This window comes from Deinococcus murrayi DSM 11303 (genome assembly GCF_000482805.1).
Taxonomy (GTDB): Bacteria; Deinococcota; Deinococci; order Deinococcales; family Deinococcaceae; genus Deinococcus; species Deinococcus murrayi.
Genome location: NZ_KI519502.1, coordinates 167,065 through 182,895, shown reverse-complemented (window position 1 = coordinate 182,895; position 15,831 = coordinate 167,065). Strand labels below are relative to the sequence as shown.

At 68.5% G+C, this 15,831-nt stretch carries 17 protein-coding genes; 8 read left to right on the top strand and 9 right to left on the bottom strand.

Annotation, left to right across the window (positions count from 1 at the left end; translation table 11 throughout):
- Positions 1 to 142: 142 nt before the first annotated feature.
- The gene (locus tag H565_RS0111240; protein ID WP_027461123.1) at positions 143 to 1,819 is read right to left on the bottom strand and encodes an acyl-CoA carboxylase subunit beta; all 1,677 of its coding nucleotides are present in this window, start codon (positions 1,817 to 1,819) and stop codon (positions 143 to 145) included.
- 75 nt (positions 1,820 to 1,894) lie between these two features.
- Between H565_RS0111240 and H565_RS0111235 the strand changes: the two genes are divergently transcribed.
- Positions 1,895 to 2,317 carry an EamA family transporter gene (locus H565_RS0111235; protein ID WP_027461122.1) on the top strand — a complete coding sequence of 141 codons (423 nt, stop codon included), beginning with the start codon at positions 1,895 to 1,897 and terminating at the stop codon, positions 2,315 to 2,317.
- Here the strand turns inward: H565_RS0111235 and H565_RS15180 are convergent.
- The 4 genes from H565_RS15180 to H565_RS0111215 form a co-directional block, all read right to left on the bottom strand.
- The gene (locus H565_RS15180) at positions 2,301 to 2,963 is read right to left on the bottom strand and encodes a CoA transferase subunit B (RefSeq protein ID WP_051363566.1); all 663 of its coding nucleotides are present in this window, start codon (positions 2,961 to 2,963) and stop codon (positions 2,301 to 2,303) included. The genes H565_RS0111235 and H565_RS15180 overlap by 17 nt on opposite strands.
- Positions 2,964 to 3,062: 99 nt before the next feature.
- Positions 3,063 to 3,758: a CoA transferase subunit A gene (locus H565_RS0111225; RefSeq protein ID WP_027461121.1), complete on the bottom strand. Its 696-nt coding sequence runs from the start codon at positions 3,756 to 3,758 to the stop codon at positions 3,063 to 3,065.
- 17 nt (positions 3,759 to 3,775) lie between these two features.
- Positions 3,776 to 4,489 (bottom strand): alpha/beta fold hydrolase, encoded by a 714-nt coding sequence (locus H565_RS0111220; RefSeq protein WP_027461120.1) that lies wholly within the window; start codon positions 4,487 to 4,489, stop codon positions 3,776 to 3,778.
- The gene (locus tag H565_RS0111215; RefSeq protein ID WP_027461119.1) at positions 4,482 to 5,570 is read right to left on the bottom strand and encodes an alpha/beta fold hydrolase; all 1,089 of its coding nucleotides are present in this window, start codon (positions 5,568 to 5,570) and stop codon (positions 4,482 to 4,484) included. The genes H565_RS0111220 and H565_RS0111215 overlap by 8 nt, the downstream gene beginning before the upstream one ends.
- Positions 5,571 to 5,664: 94 nt before the next feature.
- On the opposite strand from H565_RS0111215, the gene H565_RS0111210 reads away from it, so the two are divergent.
- The 5 genes from H565_RS0111210 to H565_RS0111190 all read left to right on the top strand — a co-directional run bounded on the left by H565_RS0111210 (position 5,665) and on the right by H565_RS0111190 (position 10,408).
- Positions 5,665 to 6,825 (top strand): ABC transporter substrate-binding protein, encoded by a 1,161-nt coding sequence (locus H565_RS0111210; protein ID WP_027461118.1) that lies wholly within the window; start codon positions 5,665 to 5,667, stop codon positions 6,823 to 6,825.
- A 128-nt stretch (positions 6,826 to 6,953) separates the two neighbouring features.
- Complete coding sequence (locus H565_RS0111205; RefSeq protein WP_027461117.1) at positions 6,954 to 7,814, top strand: branched-chain amino acid ABC transporter permease; 861 nt, start codon at positions 6,954 to 6,956, stop codon at positions 7,812 to 7,814.
- The gene (locus tag H565_RS0111200) at positions 7,811 to 8,803 is read left to right on the top strand and encodes a branched-chain amino acid ABC transporter permease (protein WP_245576215.1); all 993 of its coding nucleotides are present in this window, start codon (positions 7,811 to 7,813) and stop codon (positions 8,801 to 8,803) included. Before H565_RS0111205 ends, H565_RS0111200 begins: the two co-directional genes overlap by 4 nt.
- Positions 8,800 to 9,582 carry an ABC transporter ATP-binding protein gene (locus H565_RS0111195; RefSeq protein ID WP_245576214.1) on the top strand — a complete coding sequence of 261 codons (783 nt, stop codon included), beginning with the start codon at positions 8,800 to 8,802 and terminating at the stop codon, positions 9,580 to 9,582. Before H565_RS0111200 ends, H565_RS0111195 begins: the two co-directional genes overlap by 4 nt.
- Before the next feature lie 85 nt (positions 9,583 to 9,667).
- On the top strand, positions 9,668 to 10,408 hold the full coding sequence (locus tag H565_RS0111190; protein ID WP_051363565.1) for an ABC transporter ATP-binding protein: 741 nt from the start codon (positions 9,668 to 9,670) through the stop codon (positions 10,406 to 10,408).
- Between the two features lie 22 nt (positions 10,409 to 10,430).
- Here the strand turns inward: H565_RS0111190 and H565_RS0111185 are convergent, their stop codons facing one another.
- Positions 10,431 to 11,186 carry an alpha/beta hydrolase gene (locus H565_RS0111185; protein ID WP_027461113.1) on the bottom strand — a complete coding sequence of 252 codons (756 nt, stop codon included), beginning with the start codon at positions 11,184 to 11,186 and terminating at the stop codon, positions 10,431 to 10,433.
- Between the two features lie 49 nt (positions 11,187 to 11,235).
- On the opposite strand from H565_RS0111185, the gene H565_RS0111180 reads away from it, so the two are divergent.
- Positions 11,236 to 12,426 carry a class I SAM-dependent rRNA methyltransferase gene (locus tag H565_RS0111180; RefSeq protein ID WP_027461112.1) on the top strand — a complete coding sequence of 397 codons (1,191 nt, stop codon included), beginning with the start codon at positions 11,236 to 11,238 and terminating at the stop codon, positions 12,424 to 12,426.
- Positions 12,427 to 12,435: 9 nt separating this feature from the next.
- On the opposite strand, the gene H565_RS0111175 is transcribed toward H565_RS0111180, so the two are convergent.
- Positions 12,436 to 13,068, bottom strand: coding sequence for a Crp/Fnr family transcriptional regulator (locus tag H565_RS0111175; protein ID WP_245576213.1), 633 nt, complete (start codon positions 13,066 to 13,068; stop codon positions 12,436 to 12,438).
- Positions 13,069 to 13,243: 175 nt separating this feature from the next.
- Between H565_RS0111175 and H565_RS0111170 the strand changes: the two genes are divergently transcribed.
- Positions 13,244 to 13,915 carry an ABC transporter ATP-binding protein gene (locus H565_RS0111170; RefSeq protein ID WP_027461110.1) on the top strand — a complete coding sequence of 224 codons (672 nt, stop codon included), beginning with the start codon at positions 13,244 to 13,246 and terminating at the stop codon, positions 13,913 to 13,915.
- A gap of 101 nt (positions 13,916 to 14,016) precedes the next feature.
- Here the strand turns inward: H565_RS0111170 and H565_RS0111165 are convergent, their stop codons facing one another.
- Entirely contained in the window at positions 14,017 to 15,111 is a 1,095-nt protein-coding gene (locus H565_RS0111165; protein ID WP_027461109.1) for an NADH:flavin oxidoreductase/NADH oxidase, read from the bottom strand.
- Positions 15,112 to 15,120: 9 nt separating this feature from the next.
- A complete protein-coding gene (locus tag H565_RS0111160; protein ID WP_027461108.1) occupies positions 15,121 to 15,819 on the bottom strand; it encodes a hypothetical protein in 699 nt (232 codons plus the stop codon).
- Positions 15,820 to 15,831 lie beyond the last annotated feature (12 nt).

Here is a 15,831-nt window from a genome sequence, read left to right as displayed (position 1 = left end):
CGGCAGGTCTAAGGTCTAAGGGTCGCAGGGTCAAAGGAGATGGGGCGTCGTTGATGGGAGGTGGGGAACGGGGGTCAGGCGCGGTCGGGGCCTTTCTGAGACCCTGCGACCTGTTGCCCCTTCGGCGGGCGCACGAGCGCCCCTATACCTGGAATACGCCCACCTTAAACTCCTCCTGCACCGGATTCTGGGCGCAGGCTTCCAGAGCGCGAATGAGGCGGTCGCGGGTGTCGTTCGGCTCGATGATTTCGTCCACCCACAACCGGGCGGCGGCGTAGCGGGGGTCGAGTTCGGCGTCGTACTTGGCTTTGACCTCGTCGTAGAGGCGCTGAAGCTCCTCGTCGTCGGGCTGGTGGCCCGCACGCTTGAGGGCCGCGAGCTGGATGTCGAGCAGCGTCTTGGCTGCCGCGTTGCCGCTCATGACGGCGTACTTGGCGCTGGGCCAGGCGAAGAGAAAGCGCGGCGCGTAGGCCTTGCCGTTCATCGCGTAGTTTCCGGCCCCAAAGGAGCCACCCGTGATGATGGTGATTTTGGGCACCACGCTGTTGCTGACGGCATTGACCAGCTTCGCGCCCCGGCGGATGATGCCTTCTTGCTCGGAGTCGCGGCCCACCATAAAGCCCGTCACGTCCGAGAGGAACACGAGGGGCACCCCCGCTTGGTTCGCGTCGAGGATGAAGCGGGCCGCCTTGTCTGCCGAGTCGCCGTAAATCACGCCGCCGACCTCGATGCGGGTGCGCAAGCCGGGTTCGCCGCCCGACTTGAGCTTTTTCTTGATGACGGTGCGCTGATTGGCGACAAAGCCGACGGGGAACCCCCCCACCCGCGCAAAGCCGCACACCAAGGTCTCGCCGTAGGTGGGCTTGAACTCGTGAAACTCGCCGCCGTCGACGAGGGCCGTGATGAGCTGACGGACGTCATAGGTCTGAGCGCCGTCAAAGCCCACCAGCTCGGTGAGGTCGCGCGCTGGGGCGGGCACCACCTCCCTGCGCCGCCGAGCAAAGGGCGCGAGGTCGCCCTGTGCGTACAGGCCCGCCAGGGCGCGGATGCGGGCGAGGGCGGCGGCATCGTCGGGTTCCTTGTAGTCCACCGTTCCGGCAATCGAGGCGTGCATGTCGGCCCCGCCGAGTTCCTCGGAATCCACGACCTGCCCGATGGCCGCCTTGACAAGCGCGGGTCCGGCAAGGTAGAGGCCCGACCCCTCGGTCATAATCAAGGTGTCGCACATGACAGGCAGGTACGCGCCCCCCGCCACACAGTTGCCCATAATCGCGGCAATCTGCGGAATGCCCTTCGCACTCATGCGGGCATTGAGATAAAACACCCGCCCGAAGTCGTCTTGGTCGGGGAAAATCTCGTCTTGCATGGGCAGGTATACGCCTGCCGAGTCCACGAGATAGACGACAGGAAGGTGATTTTCCAAGGCGATGGTCTGCGCCCGGATGACCTTTTTGGCGGTGATGGGAAAAAAGGCCCCCGCCTTGACGGTGGCGTCGTTGGCAACAATCATCCACGGGCGACCGGCGATGGTGCCGATGCCGGTGACGGTGCCCCCGCTGGGGCAGCCGCCCACATCCTCGTACATCTCCCAGCCCGCAAAGGTCATCAGCTCGTCAAAGGGGGTGCCCTCGTCAATCAGCCGGGCGATGCGCTCGCGGGCGGTCAGGCGGTTTTTCTCGTGCTGGCGCTGCTGCGCTTTGGGGCCACCTCCCGCCCGTACCGTCTGCTGATCGGCGGCGAGGCGGGCGAGGGCCTCGGCCCAGGCTCCCGGTGGGGTGGACGACGGCGGCGCCGGAGCGCGGGTGTCTGATGGGGTCATCTGCCCCGGCAGTCTAACAAACGCCCGTTAGGAGTGGTGGGGGGACCCGGTGCTCCCACTGGGTAGACTGGCTCCATGCCCCAGTGGATCGTCTTCGCCCTGATTTCGATGTTCTTCGCGGGGTTCACCTCGGTGATTGCCAAGGTGGGGCTAGACGGCATCTCCGGCGAGCTGGGGCTGACCGTGCGGACCCTCTTTGTGTTCGTGCTCGTGGTGCTGTTTGCGTTCTCCATTGTGCCCGCCGCCGAGTGGCGACTGCTCACCCAAAAAAACTGGCTGTGGCTGGGGCTGTCGGGGGTCACCACTTCGCTCTCGTGGATTTTTTACTACAAGGCCCTCAAAGTTGGGGACGTGGCGACCGTGGCCCTCATCGACAAGGGCAGCGTGGTCGTCGCCATGGCGCTCGCGGCGCTGCTGCTGCGCGAGCACATCACCCCCCGGATGCTGCTGGGGGCGAGCCTTATCGTGGGCGGGCTGCTGGTCATCGCCCGGAAGTAGCCTCCTGCGCGCCGCGCTCTTCCCGCACCGGAGCGCCCGTCTTGGCCCGCAGCTCTTCGAGCGTGACGCCGGGGGCGAGTTCGATGAGCTGGAGACCCTCTGGGGTCACGTCCAGCACGCCGAGGTCCGTGATGATGCGGTCGACAACCCCCTGGCCCGTGAGCGGGAGGGTGCATTCGGGCAGAATCTTGTGGGCGTCTCCCTTGGCGACGTGCTCCATGAGCACGACCACGCGCTGCACGCCCGCGACGAGGTCCATCGCGCCGCCCATCCCCTTGACCATCTTGCCGGGAATCATCCAGTTGGCGAGGTCGCCCTTCTCGCTGACCTGCATCGCCCCCAGGATGGCGAGGTTGATGTGTCCGCCCCGAATCATGGCAAAGCTCTCGGCGCTGGAAAAAAAGCTCGCGCCGGGGAGGGCCGTCACCGTCTGTTTGCCCGCATTGATGAGGTCGGGATCCACTTCGTCTTCGGTGGGAAAAGGACCAATCCCCAAGAGGCCATTTTCGGATTGGAGCCACACCGAGACGCCCTCCGGGATGTGGTTGGCCACCAAGGTGGGCAGGCCGATACCGAGGTTCACATAGTAGCCGTCTTTGAGTTCGCGGGCGGCGCGGGCCGCCATTTCGTCACGGGTCCAGGGCATGAGGCTCCTTGAGGAGTTGGGTGCGGACAGCTTTAAGCTTTGAGCTGTCCGCTTGAGAAAGAGAGGGGCTAGGAAAGGCGGGCGGCTGAGCGCTCAAGGCTATGGCCTCACCGTGCGCTGCTCGATGCGTTTTTCTGGGTGAGGGTTGAGCACCACCCGCTGCACGTAGATGCCGGGGGTGTCAATCTCGTCGGGGTCGAGTTCGCCGACCTCGACGAGTTCCTCGACCTCGGCCACCGTGACCCGGCCACAGGCGGCGGCCAGCGGATTAAAGTTCTGGGCGGTCTTGCGGTAGACGAGGTTTCCGGCTCGGTCGCCCCGCCACGCCTTGACGAGGGCGAGGTCAGCCCGGATGCCGCGCTCCAGGATGTACGTCTCGCCATCAAAGTCCTTGTGCTCCTTGCCCTCCGCGACGACTGTGCCCACGCCCGTCTTGGTGTAGAAGCCGGGAATCCCCGCGCCCCCGGCCCGCATCCGCTCGGCGAGCGTGCCCTGAGGGGTGAACTCCAGCTCCAGCTCGCCGGCGAGGTACTGGCGCTCGAACTCCTTGTTCTCGCCGACGTAGGAGGAAATCATCTTGCGAATCTGCCGGGTCTGAAGCAGCAGCCCCAGGCCCCAGCCGTCTACGCCCGCGTTGTTGCTCACGGCGGTGAGATTCCTCACCCCGCTGTCGCGCAGGGCGAGGATGAGCTGTTCGGGAATCCCGCAGAGGCCAAAGCCCCCCACGGCGACGGTCAGACCGTCGGCCACGATGTCTTGCAGCGCCTCGCGGGCGCTTGGGTAGACCTTGTTCATGTCGGCTCCAGGGTAAATCAGGAGAGGGTCTTGAGAAACTCTTGCAGCAGGGTCCGGAACGTGGCGGGGTCTTCCTGCGGAAAGCCGTGGCCGACGCCGGGCAGGAGGGTCGCCGCCGTGCCCAGCGCCGCCGCCTGCGTCCGCACCAGCTCTGGCGTGATGAGACGGTCCAGTTCGCCCCCCAGCACGAGCGCGGGCAGCCCGGCGAGGCGCGCCGGCTCGACGCTCCAGCTCGCCAGGGCGCGGGCGTTGCCGCTGTAGTGGCCAGGGGCCATCTGAGCTGCGTGCTCCAGCAGGGTGGCGAAGTTGTCCGGGCGGCAAGATGGAAAGAGCGCGCCCAGGCTCAGCTCGCGCAGTTGCTCATGGCCGCGGAGCAGCTCCAGCACCGGGTAATTCTCTTCGGGGGTCACCAGGCCAGAGAGCGGGGCCGACGCCGCCAGGACCAGGCCCGCGTAGGCTTCCGGTCGGCGGGCCACCGCCTCCAGCGCGACCGCCCCGCCCAGCGAGTGTCCCAGCAGCACGGGGTGACCTGCCCCCTGCGCGGCCAGCCAACCTTCCAGCCAGTCGGCGTAAGCGGGAATGCTCACCTCGCCCGCAAAGGCCGTGCCCGCAAAGCCGGGGAGGTCGGGGGCGAGGACGCGCCAGCCCTGGGGCGGGGCGGCGAGGAGGTCAGCCCACCACGCGGAGGAAGCGAAGTTGCCGTGCAGGGCGACGAGGGTGCGCTCAGGCATGGGGCACCTCGCCCGCCGCGGCGAGGTCGGGGGGCGGGGCAGCAGCGGGAAGCGTATCCTCCAGCAACCCGCGCAGCAGCCCTGCGAAAGGCGCAGTGTCCTGGACACAGGCCAGGTGCCCCCACACCGAGCTGTACTCGAAGTGGGTGTGCGCCACGCCCGCCGCCCGGCTCGCGTCTGCAAAGGCCCGCATCTCGCGGGCGGGGAAAAAACCGTCGCCGCGGATGTTCACGGTGAGGAGCCGCAACCCCGCCCCCCGCCAGCGGGCAAAGAGTTCGGGGTAGGGGGTCACCTCCGCGAGGTCATGCGTTCCCACCACCCGCGCAATGTCGAGGATGTGGGCGAGGCTGGCCGCCTGCGCGCGCGCCCGCAGGTAGGCTCCGAAGTCCGCCTCCCGAAAGGCCGCCTCCAGCCCGTCGGCTCCCATGCCAAACAGGGAAATCAGCCGCAGTGCCCCCTCCAGCCCGCCTGTAGGGGCCACGTCGCGCAGCAGCGGCCCAAAGGCGTCACGCAGAACTGGCCCCGCGCAGGGGCTGGTCGCCACCGCCGCTACGCGGGGGGCCAGCTCCGGCGTGCGGGCCGCCCACTGCAAGGCCTGCATCCCCCCAAAGCTGGGACCCATCACCGCGTGCCAGCGCTCCAGGCCAAAGTGCCGCAGCAGTTCCCGTTGCAGGGCGTGGAGGTCAGCGAAATCCCAGGTCGGAAAGCGTTTGCCCCAGGTCCCGCCGCCGGGATGCGGGGTGTCAGGCCCCGTCGTGACGACCGCCGGGTCGCGCACCTGCACGTTGGACAGGGTGTTCAGGGCGACCACGAAGTAGCGGCCCGTGTCCACCGCTCGCCCCGGCCCGATGAGGGAAGCCCACCAGCCGGGGGTGCCGTCCCGCGCTCGGCCTGCCACCTGCGCGGTCCCCGTGTAGTAGTGACAGACCAAGACGGCATTGTCCCGCGCCTCCGTGAGCTGGCCCCAGGTGCGCCCGCCGAGCCGCACCGGGACCACTCCTCCTCCCAGCGTGGCGTTCACAGCCAGCGTGAACGCCGCGCCCTCCCCACTCCCGCCCGCTGCTTCCTCGCGCTGTCGCATGTCGCCTCCGAGGGTAGGGGGGGCACGTTACGGGGCGGTCACACCCCGGCTGTAACGGGAGCGTGATGCCCCCCGGCTACACTCCGAGCCGAACATGAACAAGATGCTTTTGACGGGCGTACTGCTCGCGCTGTCCGGCGCGGGCGCGGTGAAAGTCGGCGCACTCCTGCCGCTGTCGGGCGCGGGAAGCGTCACTGGGCAGGCGGCCCGTAACGGCTACCTGTTGGCGCTGGAGGAAATCAACAAGGCGGGCGGGGTGCTGGGCAAGCCCCTGGAAATCGAGTTCGCCGATGACGGCTCTTCGCCCGCCAAGGCGGTGCCAGAGTTTGTCAAGCTGGTGACGGTTGACAAGGTGGAGTTCATGGTGGGCGGGGTCAGCAGCGCTACCTCCATCGCGGTGAGCGGGCCGGCCAAGCAGTACGGCACCTTCATGGCCTGGATTGGCGCGGCGGCAGTGCCCGTCGAGGACGCCTTTGCCGACCACAAGTACTTCTTTCACTACCACCCCTGGAGCTACTACAACTTCGAAGCCATCCTGGATTACTTTAAGCACCTGCGCGTGACCAAAAAGGCCCGCAACATCGCCATCGCCTACGAGGATGGCCCCTTCGGGTCGGCGGGGATTAACGACACGGTGGCGGCCTTTAAGAAGGCGGGCTTTAACGTCGTGATGACCGAAAAGTTCAAGACCGGGAGTGGCAACTTCGGCCCCATCGTTTCCAAGGCAAAGGCGGCTCGGCCCGACATCTTCTATTGGGTGGGCTACGATACCGACGCCCTGCCGCTGGTGACTGAAATCAAGCAGCAGAACTTGCAGGTGGGCCTGATTTACGGCACACCCCCCTCCTGGCCTGTCGGTTTCGAGAAAAACCGTCTCGCCGAGAATGTGGCGGGCCTGAGCCTGTGGCTGCCGAGCAGCCCCAACGCCCAGAGCCGCGCTTTTGTCAATGCCTACCGCAAGAAGTTCGGCACCGTGACTGAGGAATACTTCGCACCGCTGGCGTACGTGAACCTCAAGACGCTGGCCGCCGCCATCAACCGGGCGGGCAGCACCGACAAGGACAAAGTGGCCGCCGAACTCGCCAAGACGAACACCCCCACCCCATTTGGAACCTTGACCTTTACCCCCAGCAACAAGACCCGCTACCAGGGCTTCAAGGCCGGGAACTGGCTGAGCTTTCAATACCTTGGCGACGACCGCGTACCCGTTTTTCCGCTGAAGTCGGCCAAAAAGACAACGGTCTGGGGAAAGTAGGGGCGAGCCACCTTTAGCTGTCAGCTCTCAGCCGTCAGGCCACGAGCGCAAGCTCCGGCTGAAGCTGAAAGCTGGCGGCTGACCGCCCTCCTCTCTCCCCCTCCCCCTTTTTCTGGAGCCTCTGTTACATGGAACTCTTTTTTCAAACCCTGCTCAACGGCTTGCTGCAAAGCGGCCTCTACGCCCTGGTGGCGTCGGGGCTGGCGCTCGCGGTTGGGGTGGTGGGCATCGTGAACTTCGCCCACGGCGAGTTCTTGATGATAGGCGCGTTTCTGGCCTGGGCGCTGAGTACCTTCCTGGGGGTCGACCCCTTGGTGTCGCTGCCCTTTGCCGCGCTCGCCGTCTTTGGCGTCGGGGCGCTGACCTACCGGGTGAGCATTCGGCACGTGCTCCTCGCGCCCGAACTCAACCAAATGCTGCTGACTTTTGGGCTGGGTATCCTGCTGCAAAATCTCGCGCTGATTTGGCTGGGGGGCAACACCCGCACGGTCACGACCCCGTACCAGGGCAGCAGCCTTTCCCTGGGCGAACTCAGCGTGGGCGGCCCCAAGGCGGTCGCCTTTGGGCTGGCGGTCCTGATTCTGGTGGCCCTGTACGGGGTGCTGTACCGCACCACCCTGGGCCGCCAGATGCGGGCGGTCGCGCAAAATCGCCGGGGGTCGCAACTCATCGGCATCGACGTGGACCGGGTCTACCTGCTCGCCTTTGGGCTGAGCTGCGCCCTTGCGGCGGTGGCGGGCGTGCTCGTCGCGACGCTGCTCTTTGCCTCGCCCACGGTGGGGTTGGTTTTCGCCCTCAAGGCCTTTGCCATCATCGTGATGGCGGGGCTGGGCAACCTGACGGGCGTGCTGTGGGCGTCGGTGGTGCTCGGCGTGTCGGAAGCGCTCGTGCAGACCTATGTGCCGGGGGGCGGCGGCTGGAGCGACGCGGTGTTCTTCCTGCTCATCTTCGTGACGCTGGTCTACCGCTCGTACCGGGGGGCGCGGTGACGCGGCGTATGGAAGGCCGGGCGCTGGACGGGAGCCGCGCCGTGGTCCGCCGCCCCGACGTGCCCCTGCGGTCGCTGCTGCCGCTGGGCCTCTTTTTCCTGCTGGCGCTGGCCTTTCCGTTCCTGCCGCTGGGCGAGCGGGCCGAGTACCTCATGCAGATTGCCTTTTTCACGCTGGTGGCCGGGGTGCTGGCGCTGTCGTGGGACATCCTGGCGCGGAGTGGACAGGTTTCTCTCGCGCACGCCGCCTTTTACGGGCTGGGGGCCTACGGCTTCGCGCTGCTGGGCAAGGTGATGCCCTGGTTTCTGGCGATGCCCGCCGCCGCCCTTCTCGCCGGGCTGATTTCGCTGGTGCTGGGGGCGGTCACGATGCGCCTGAGCGGGATGTACTTTGCCATCGCCACGCTCGCCTTTACGGAAGTCGTGCGGACAATCATCCAGAACTTGCCCGAAGGGGCGGCGGGGGGCGCAAACGGGCTGCTCGTTCCGGCGCTGCTGGGCGGAAATGCGCGGGCGCAGTACTTTCTCGCGTTCGGCATCCTGCTGCTGACCGCGCTCGTCAGCCTGGCCATCCGGCGCTCGCGGCTGCACCACGCTTTTGCCGCTATTCGGCAGGGCGAGGAAACGGCGCGGGTGCTGGGCGTCAGCGTCGTCAAATACAAGCTGCTGGCCTTTTTCATCTCGTCGGTCCTGGCCGCGCTGGGCGGGGTGCTGTACGCGGGCAAGACCTTTTTCATCAACCCGCTGGAGACCTTTAGCCTTGCCAACTCTATCGCGCCGTTGACGACCTCCATCTTCGGGGGGCTGTACACCACCCTGGGACCCATCCTGGGGGCGACGGTGCTGCGGGTGGCCGAGGAAGTCCTGCACAACGCCATCAAAAACGGCTACCTCGTCGTGTACGGGCTGGTGCTGATGCTGAGCATCCTGTGGCTGCCGCGTGGGCTGATGGGGCTGCTGCGGCGGGGCAAGCGAGGGGGGGACGTATGACAGTCATGGCGGCCAGCAGCCAGCTTCCAGCAGCCAGCCAGAGAGACGTGGTGCTGTGGGCGGAGGGCCTGAGCAAGCGCTTCGGGGGCCTGCTCGCCGTGCAGAACGTCAGTTTTAGCCAGTATGACGGCGAGATTCTGGCGGTCATCGGGCCGAACGGGGCGGGCAAGACGACGCTGCTCAATCTGCTGTCGGGGGTGTATCGGCCCAGTTCGGGGCGACTGCACCTGCTGGGGCGCGACGTGACCGCCGAGCCGATGGAGGCGCGGTGCCACGCGGGGCTGGGGCGGGCCTTTCAAATCGTGCGGCCCTTTCCGGAGATGACCGTGCACGAGAACGTGACCGTGGGGGCTTTGTTCGGCAAGCCCGGCGTGAGCCTCGCGCAGGCGCGCGAGCGGGCCTACGACCTGCTGGAGCGCACCGGCCTCGCTGCCCACGCCGACAAGGAGGCCCACGAGCTGACCCTGCTGCAAGACAAGCGGTTGGAGGTCGCCCGTGCGCTGGCCACCGGGCCGCGGGTGCTGCTGCTCGACGAGGTGATGGCGGGGCTGCGGCCAGGGGAAGCGCAGGAGGCCGTGGAGCTGGTGCGGAGCGTGCGCGACAGCGGCGTCAGCGTGCTGTTTATCGAGCACATCATGCCGGTGGTGCGCGACCTGGCCGACCGGGTGGTCGTGATGGACCAGGGGCAGGTCATTGCGGAAGGCACCTACCACGAGGTCACCGCCAACCCGCAGGTGGTCGCGGCGTACCTGGGCACCGAAGAGGGGCTGCACGCATGAACAGACTTTCGAAAAAGCGGGTTTCTCCGGTTTTTCCGAGCGGGGCGAGCAGGAACGGAGGGGCATCCTCGTGACCGCGACACAGATGAATCCGGCGGCAGGCCGCATCCAGGGCCAGGAACTCGTCATCGAGAACTTGGCTGCGGGCTACGGCAAGGTGCAGGTGCTGTGGGACGTGAACCTGCGGGTTGCCCCCGGCGAGTTTGTCGCCATGATTGGGGCCAACGGGGCAGGCAAAACGACCACGCTGCGGGCGGTCAGCGGGGTGGTGAGGCCCTCGGCGGGGCGCATCCGGCTCGGCGGCCAGGACATCACCCGCGCCGCACCCGCACACATCGTGGGCCTGGGGCTGGGGCACGTGCCCGAAGGCCGCGAACTGTTCGGCCTGATGACCGTGCGCGAGAACCTCGAACTCGGCGCGGCCATGCGGCCCGAAGCGCGGGCGATGCAGGCGCAAACCCTCAGCTCCGTCTACGAGCTGTTTCCGCGCCTCGCGGAGCGGGCAGGGCAGCTCGCCGGAACGCTTTCGGGCGGCGAGCAGCAGATGGTCGCGGTGGGCCGGGCGCTGATGGGCCGCCCCTCGGTGCTGGTGGTGGACGAACCCAGCCTGGGCCTCTCACCGCTGATGACCCAGACGGTGTTCGGGGCGCTGAGGGCCGTCAACGAGCAGGGCGTCACCGTGCTGCTGGTCGAGCAGAACGTGGGCCTCAGCCTCAAGCTCGCGCACCGGGCCTACGTGCTGGAAAACGGGCAGGTCGTGAAGGAGGGAAGCGGGGCAGAGCTGCTGGCAGACCCGGCGGTGAGGGAGGCGTATCTGGCGCTGTAGGGCACTCGGTGAAAGGAACCCCTCACCCCCCCAGCAAAAACCGCCCCGTCTCCCGGTACAGCATGTCCACCGCTTCCAGCGAGTCGAAGGTGTGATTGGCACCGGGAATCGCTACCGCGTCGCCGCCGAGCGCCCCAGCGTAACGCACCCCAAACGCGGGCGGACAGACCGCATCGGCGTCGCCGTGGAAGACGCGGGCCACCCCGCCCCAGCGAGCGGCGGCTTCCAGGGGCCTCAGCCGGGGCATCTCCAGCAGGAACTCGCGGCCCAGCGGCCAGCCCCCGTAATCGTGAACGACCGGAGGGGCGTACCCGCCGCGCAGGAAGCCCAGCCACAGTTCTGGCAGCGCGGGTGCCCACAGGGCGAGGCGGTGGGGCCGCACCCGCTCGGCGGCGAGGGCCGCGACCAATCCGCCCATAGAAAAGCCCAGCAGCATCACCCGTTCGGGGTCGAGCATCGGGAGGGCGCGGACATACTGAAAAGCGGCTTCGGTGTCCTCCACCTCGCGGGCGACCGTCATTTCCGAGAAGTCGCCCTCCGACTCGCCGCTGCCCCGAAAGTCGAAGCGCAAGGACGCCACCCCCCGCGCCGCGAGATACCGCGAGAAGAGCGGCAAGAGGCGGTGGTCCCCGGCGCGGTTGCCGGTAAAGCCGTGCAGCATGACCACGCTCGGCCAGCCCAGCGACGGCCTTTCTGCGCCCAGGCCCTGTTCCTGGGGCAGGTGCAGCATCCCGTAAACCCGCTGACCGCCCACCACCCACTGCGCGAACTGTTCCATGCGGGTGATGATGGCAGAAGCGGACGGCCCCCCCTGCTAGCCTGCACCCATGACGAAGGCGAGCAGGTTGGCAAGTGTGACCCTGAAGCCGGGGGCGGTGCGGCGGATTGCGGGCCGTTACCCGTTCGGGCACACGGGGGATATCGCCCAGGTGGGGCCGGGCCTAGAGCCGGGCGAGGTCGTGGACGTGCGGGCACCGGACGGGGCCTGGGTGGGGCGCGGCTACTTCAACCCCCAGGGGGCGACCCCGCTGCGGCTGCTGACCTGGACGCCCGGCGAGACGATTGACCTGAAGTTCTACCGTTTACGGGTGCGGGCGGCGCTGGCGCGGCGCGAGGGGCGCGTCACCGGGACGAACGCCCAGCGCGTCCTGCATGCCGAGGCCGACGGGCTGCCCGGCGTGGTGGCCGACCAGTTCGGGGACGTGCTGAGCGTGCAGTTTCGCAACGCCGGGGTCGAGCGGCACCGCGACCTGATTGTGCGGGCGCTGCGCGAGGAGACGGGCGCAACTTCCGCCTTCGAGCGCAGCGACACGGGCGAGCGCCGCCGCGAGGGGCTGGAGTTGCGCACGGGCGTGCTGTGGGGCGAAGTCCCGGAGCGCGTGACCTTTTTCGAAGACGACCTCACCCTGCATTTCTCCCCCTTCGATGCGCAGAAGACGGGCTTTTTTCTTGACCAGCGCGACAACCGGCGGCTGATGCGTTTGCTCGCAAGCCCCGGCGAAGGTTTTCTGGACGTGTATTCATATACCGGGGGCTTCAGCCTGCACGCGGCGCGGGCGGGGGCCAATCCCGTCGCCATCGACAAGGACCAGGCCGCGCTGGGGGTGCTGGAGCGCGAGGCCCGCGAGAACGGCCTGAGGGTCGGCGTGCGCTGGGGGGACGCCATCGAGACGCTGACCGCTCTGGAGCACGAGGGGCGGACCTTCGGGGCAGCGGTGCTGGACCCCCCCACCCTCGCCAAGCGCAAGGAGGACGTGCCCCGCGCCAAGCGCATCTTCACCGAGGGCGCGGCCCGCGCCCTGCGGATGCTGCGGCCCGGCGGCCACCTCTTGGTGAGCACCTGCGCCCACTACATCCGGGTGGACGACCTGCTCGACGCGGCGCGGGTCGCGGCGGGCGAGGCCGGGTGCGGGGCGGAGGTTGTCGCGATGACCTATCAGCCCGCCGACCATCCCCACCTTCTCAGCGTGCCCGAAAGCCTCTATCTCAAAAGCGTGCTGCTCCGGAAGGAGGCGTAGGGGGAACCCTCAGTCTGCATCCGCCGCCTCCAGCAACACCTGGTCGAGCGCCGCCGGGTTCAGGAGGGTCACGCTCTGGGCATCCGATTTCAGCAGGCCCTGTTCCTCCATGCGCTTGAGGACGCGCATGACCGTCTCGCGACTGCTGCTGGCGCGGGCCATGATGTCAGGGGTCGAGAGCGGCAGCACCTCCGGGCGCGGCACACCGGCTTCTACCCGCACGGCATAAAGACGGCTGAACACATGGGCAAGGGCCACTTCGGTGTTCATCCCAAAGGCAATCAGTTCGTCGTTAAGGAGGGTGACGCGGTGGGCCAGCATCGCGGCGAGGTTCCACAGCACGCCGGGATGACGGCGCAAAATCACCTCGAAATGGTCGCGGTAGAGCATCAGGGTGTGGACCTCGCCCAGCGCCCGCACGGAAGCGCTGCGCTCCTGGCGCGCGAGCACCGCCGTTTCGCCAACCACGCTCGGCGCGTAGAGGTCCCCCAGCACCCGTTCGCGCCCCCCCACCCCGACGCGGCTGACCCGCACCACCCCACGGGTGATGAGGTGCAGCGCCTCGCCCTGAGCATCTTGCTCGACAATCAGCTCTCCCCGGTCAAACAGGCGCGGGGTGACGATGCCAGCAGCCTCACGCACCGCCTCTTCCGGCACACCACGGAAAAGTGGCGAACCCCTCAACTCGTTCAAGCCGCGCATCTCGGTTCATGCTAGAGCATGCGCCCACGCCCCCGCCTTTCCGGGACGGGGTACACCTCCACGAAGAGCGGCAGGGGGCGGGGGCCGCGCTTTCCCCTACGCTACAGTGCCGCCCATGACGAACACCGCTCTTCCCGGCCCCCCCGCGCTCGAAGCCCGCGAGGTCCGGCACGGTTTCGGCGGGCACCCCGTGTTGCACGGCGTCTCGCTGGCAGTGGAGCCGGGAGAGGTGGTGGCCGTCTCCGGGCCATCGGGCAGCGGCAAAAGCACCCTGCTGCACCTGCTGGGCGGGCTGGACACCCCGCAGGGTGGAGAGGTGTGGTGGGCCGGCGAGCGGGTCGACCTGCTCGACACCCAGACGCGGGCGCGGCGGCGAGCCGGGCGAATAGGGCTGGTCTTTCAGCACCACTACCTGCTGGAAGACCTCAGCGTGCTGGACAACGTGCGGGTGCCCGCGCTGCTGCGGGGCGAGGGGGGGGGCGAAGCGCGGGCGCTGCTGGAGCGGGTGGGCCTGTTGGGGCGCGAGCGCGACCTGCCCGGCGTGCTGTCGGGGGGCGAGCGGCAGCGGGTGGCCGTGGCCCGTGCCCTCGTGACCCGCCCCGCGGTCGTGTTGGCCGACGAGCCGACCGGGAGCCTCGACCGGGCGAATGCCGACCGGGTGGCCGAACTCCTCCTGGGCCTGGCGCGGGAGCAAGGAGCGGGCGTGCTCCTCGTGACCCACGACGAGCGGCAAGCGGCGCGGGCGGACCGGTCGCTGCACCTGCTGGATGGGCGCATCGGCGTGTAGGGTGTGACCGGTCGCTTGTGGAGAAAGAAAAAGGGGTGGGAGACGCGATGAACGTCTCCCACCTTCCTTCTACGTGCTCCGGGCCACGCGCCACACGCCCCCTACCACCCCGCCCGCGCGTACATGTCGGGGAGGGGCAGCGCCGCGCCCAGAGCGTGGGCAGCCCGCTGCGGCCAGTGGGGGTCACGCAGGAAGGGGCGGCCCAGCGCCACGAGGTCGGCGTCGCCGTTTTGGAGGATGCCTTCGGCCTGCTGGGGGGTCTCGATCATCCCGACCGCCATCGTGAGGAGGTCGGGCACCTCAGCGCGGACGCGGGCGGCAAAGGGCACCTGATAGAGCGGCCCCGGCGTGATGCGCTGAGCGGTGGTCAGGCCGCCGCTGCTCACATCGAGCACGTCCACACCCTCGTAGCGCAGCCGGGAGGCAAGCCCCACCGTCTGGTCAAGGTCCCAGCCCCCGTCCGCCCAATCGGTCGCACTCACGCGCACAAAGAGGGGCAGGTGCATCGGCCACGCCGAGCGCACCGCCCGGACGACCTCCAGCAGCAGGCGGGTGCGGTTCTCAAAGGAGCCGCCGTACTCGTCGGTGCGGGTGTTCGAGAGTGGCGAGAGGAACTGGTGCAGCAGGTAGCCGTGCGCTGCGTGGAGTTCCACGGCGTCAAAGCCCGCCACGAGCGCCCGCCGCGCCGCCGCCGCAAAGTCGGCGACCACCCGGCGAATGTCGTCCCCGGTCATGGCCGTAGGCACCGGATACGTCTCGTGGAAACGCTCGCCGCCCGGCCCGATGACCCCCCAGCCGCCCGCTTCCGGCGCCACCTGCCCCCGACCCCGCCAGGGCGCGTAGGTGCTCGCCTTGCGCCCCGCGTGCGCGAGCTGCACGCCTATCAAGGAGCCGTGGCGGTGCACGAAATCGGTGATATGGCCCAGCGGCACAATCTGCTCGTCCGTCCACAGGCCGAGGTCCTCCGGGCTGATGCGGCCCTCCGGCGAAACGGCAGTCGCCTCGGTCAGAATCAGCCCGGCCCCACCCAGGGCGAACTGCCCTAGATGCGTGAGGTGAAAGTCGTTGGCCATCCCATTTTGGGCGGAGTACATGCACATGGGCGAGACGACGACGCGGTTGTTCAGGGTCAGGCTGCGGAGCTTCAGGGGCGTGAACAGCAGGGAAGCGGGGGCGTCGGCGGGGGGCGTCGTCATGGGGAAAATCTAGCGCGGCGGGGAGGACGACCCCTCATGCCGCCGCGCCCGCCAGCGCTCGTAGGCGGCCCGCGCCCCCCTCCCGGCTTCCTGCCAGAAAGCAGTTTCCAGCGCGGCGAGGGGGGGGGCGGGACCCGGAGCCGGGCGGCGATAGTCGGTTGCCTCCAGCCGGGCGAGCAGCGCGGGAAAGGTGCGTCCGGACGCCAGCGCCGCATTCAGAACGGCTTCCTCATCGGCCTGAGAAGCCGCCACGACCAGTTCGCCATTCAAGCGGGCGAGGGCCTGGAGGTCGGCCACCGTCGCCGCGTACACCCAGGGGCCATGTTCTCCCAACAGGGCGAGGAGGCCCGACCACTCGCCGCACAAGACGGCGCTGAGCACCTCGCGGGCCGGGGTGTCCGGGTCCAGCCAGGGCCGCACGGTGAGGAGGTCCGTCGCCAGACCGGGTTCGCTCGCCAGTTCCGCCCCCAGCCGCAAGGCGTCGGTGGGCGAGAACACGTCGCGCAACTCGGCAAGGTGCGCGAGGCGGGCGCGGGCTGGGGGCGAGAGCTTGCGCGACCGGGGTCGGGGCTGCCCCAGGGCGGTCCACACGGCCCGGCGCAGCTCGGTTTCCTGCACGTCGGGGAGGGCGGCCCGCACCCCTGCCAGCGAGCACGGCGGGGTCAGCCCTGCTTGGGCGAAAGCGGCGGCCCAGCGGTCCATCTTCACAACGCTCCCCTC

Bases quoted from the DNA above. Each gene is read 5' to 3' on its own strand.
- H565_RS0111240 (WP_027461123.1), bottom strand. From the start codon at position 1,819: ATGACCCCATCAGACACCCGCGCTCCGGCGCCGCCGTCGTCCACCCCA.
- H565_RS0111235 (WP_027461122.1), top strand. From the start codon at position 1,895: ATGCCCCAGTGGATCGTCTTCGCCCTGATTTCGATGTTCTTCGCGGGG.
- H565_RS15180 (WP_051363566.1), bottom strand. From the start codon at position 2,963: ATGCCCTGGACCCGTGACGAAATGGCGGCCCGCGCCGCCCGCGAACTC.
- H565_RS0111225 (WP_027461121.1), bottom strand. From the start codon at position 3,758: ATGAACAAGGTCTACCCAAGCGCCCGCGAGGCGCTGCAAGACATCGTG.
- H565_RS0111220 (WP_027461120.1), bottom strand. From the start codon at position 4,489: ATGCCTGAGCGCACCCTCGTCGCCCTGCACGGCAACTTCGCTTCCTCC.
- H565_RS0111215 (WP_027461119.1), bottom strand. From the start codon at position 5,570: ATGCGACAGCGCGAGGAAGCAGCGGGCGGGAGTGGGGAGGGCGCGGCG.
- H565_RS0111210 (WP_027461118.1), top strand. From the start codon at position 5,665: ATGAACAAGATGCTTTTGACGGGCGTACTGCTCGCGCTGTCCGGCGCG.
- H565_RS0111205 (WP_027461117.1), top strand. From the start codon at position 6,954: ATGGAACTCTTTTTTCAAACCCTGCTCAACGGCTTGCTGCAAAGCGGC.
- H565_RS0111195 (WP_245576214.1), top strand. From the start codon at position 8,800: ATGACAGTCATGGCGGCCAGCAGCCAGCTTCCAGCAGCCAGCCAGAGA.
- H565_RS0111190 (WP_051363565.1), top strand. From the start codon at position 9,668: ATGAATCCGGCGGCAGGCCGCATCCAGGGCCAGGAACTCGTCATCGAG.
- H565_RS0111185 (WP_027461113.1), bottom strand. From the start codon at position 11,186: ATGGAACAGTTCGCGCAGTGGGTGGTGGGCGGTCAGCGGGTTTACGGG.
- H565_RS0111180 (WP_027461112.1), top strand. From the start codon at position 11,236: ATGACGAAGGCGAGCAGGTTGGCAAGTGTGACCCTGAAGCCGGGGGCG.
- H565_RS0111170 (WP_027461110.1), top strand. From the start codon at position 13,244: ATGACGAACACCGCTCTTCCCGGCCCCCCCGCGCTCGAAGCCCGCGAG.
- H565_RS0111165 (WP_027461109.1), bottom strand. From the start codon at position 15,111: ATGACGACGCCCCCCGCCGACGCCCCCGCTTCCCTGCTGTTCACGCCC.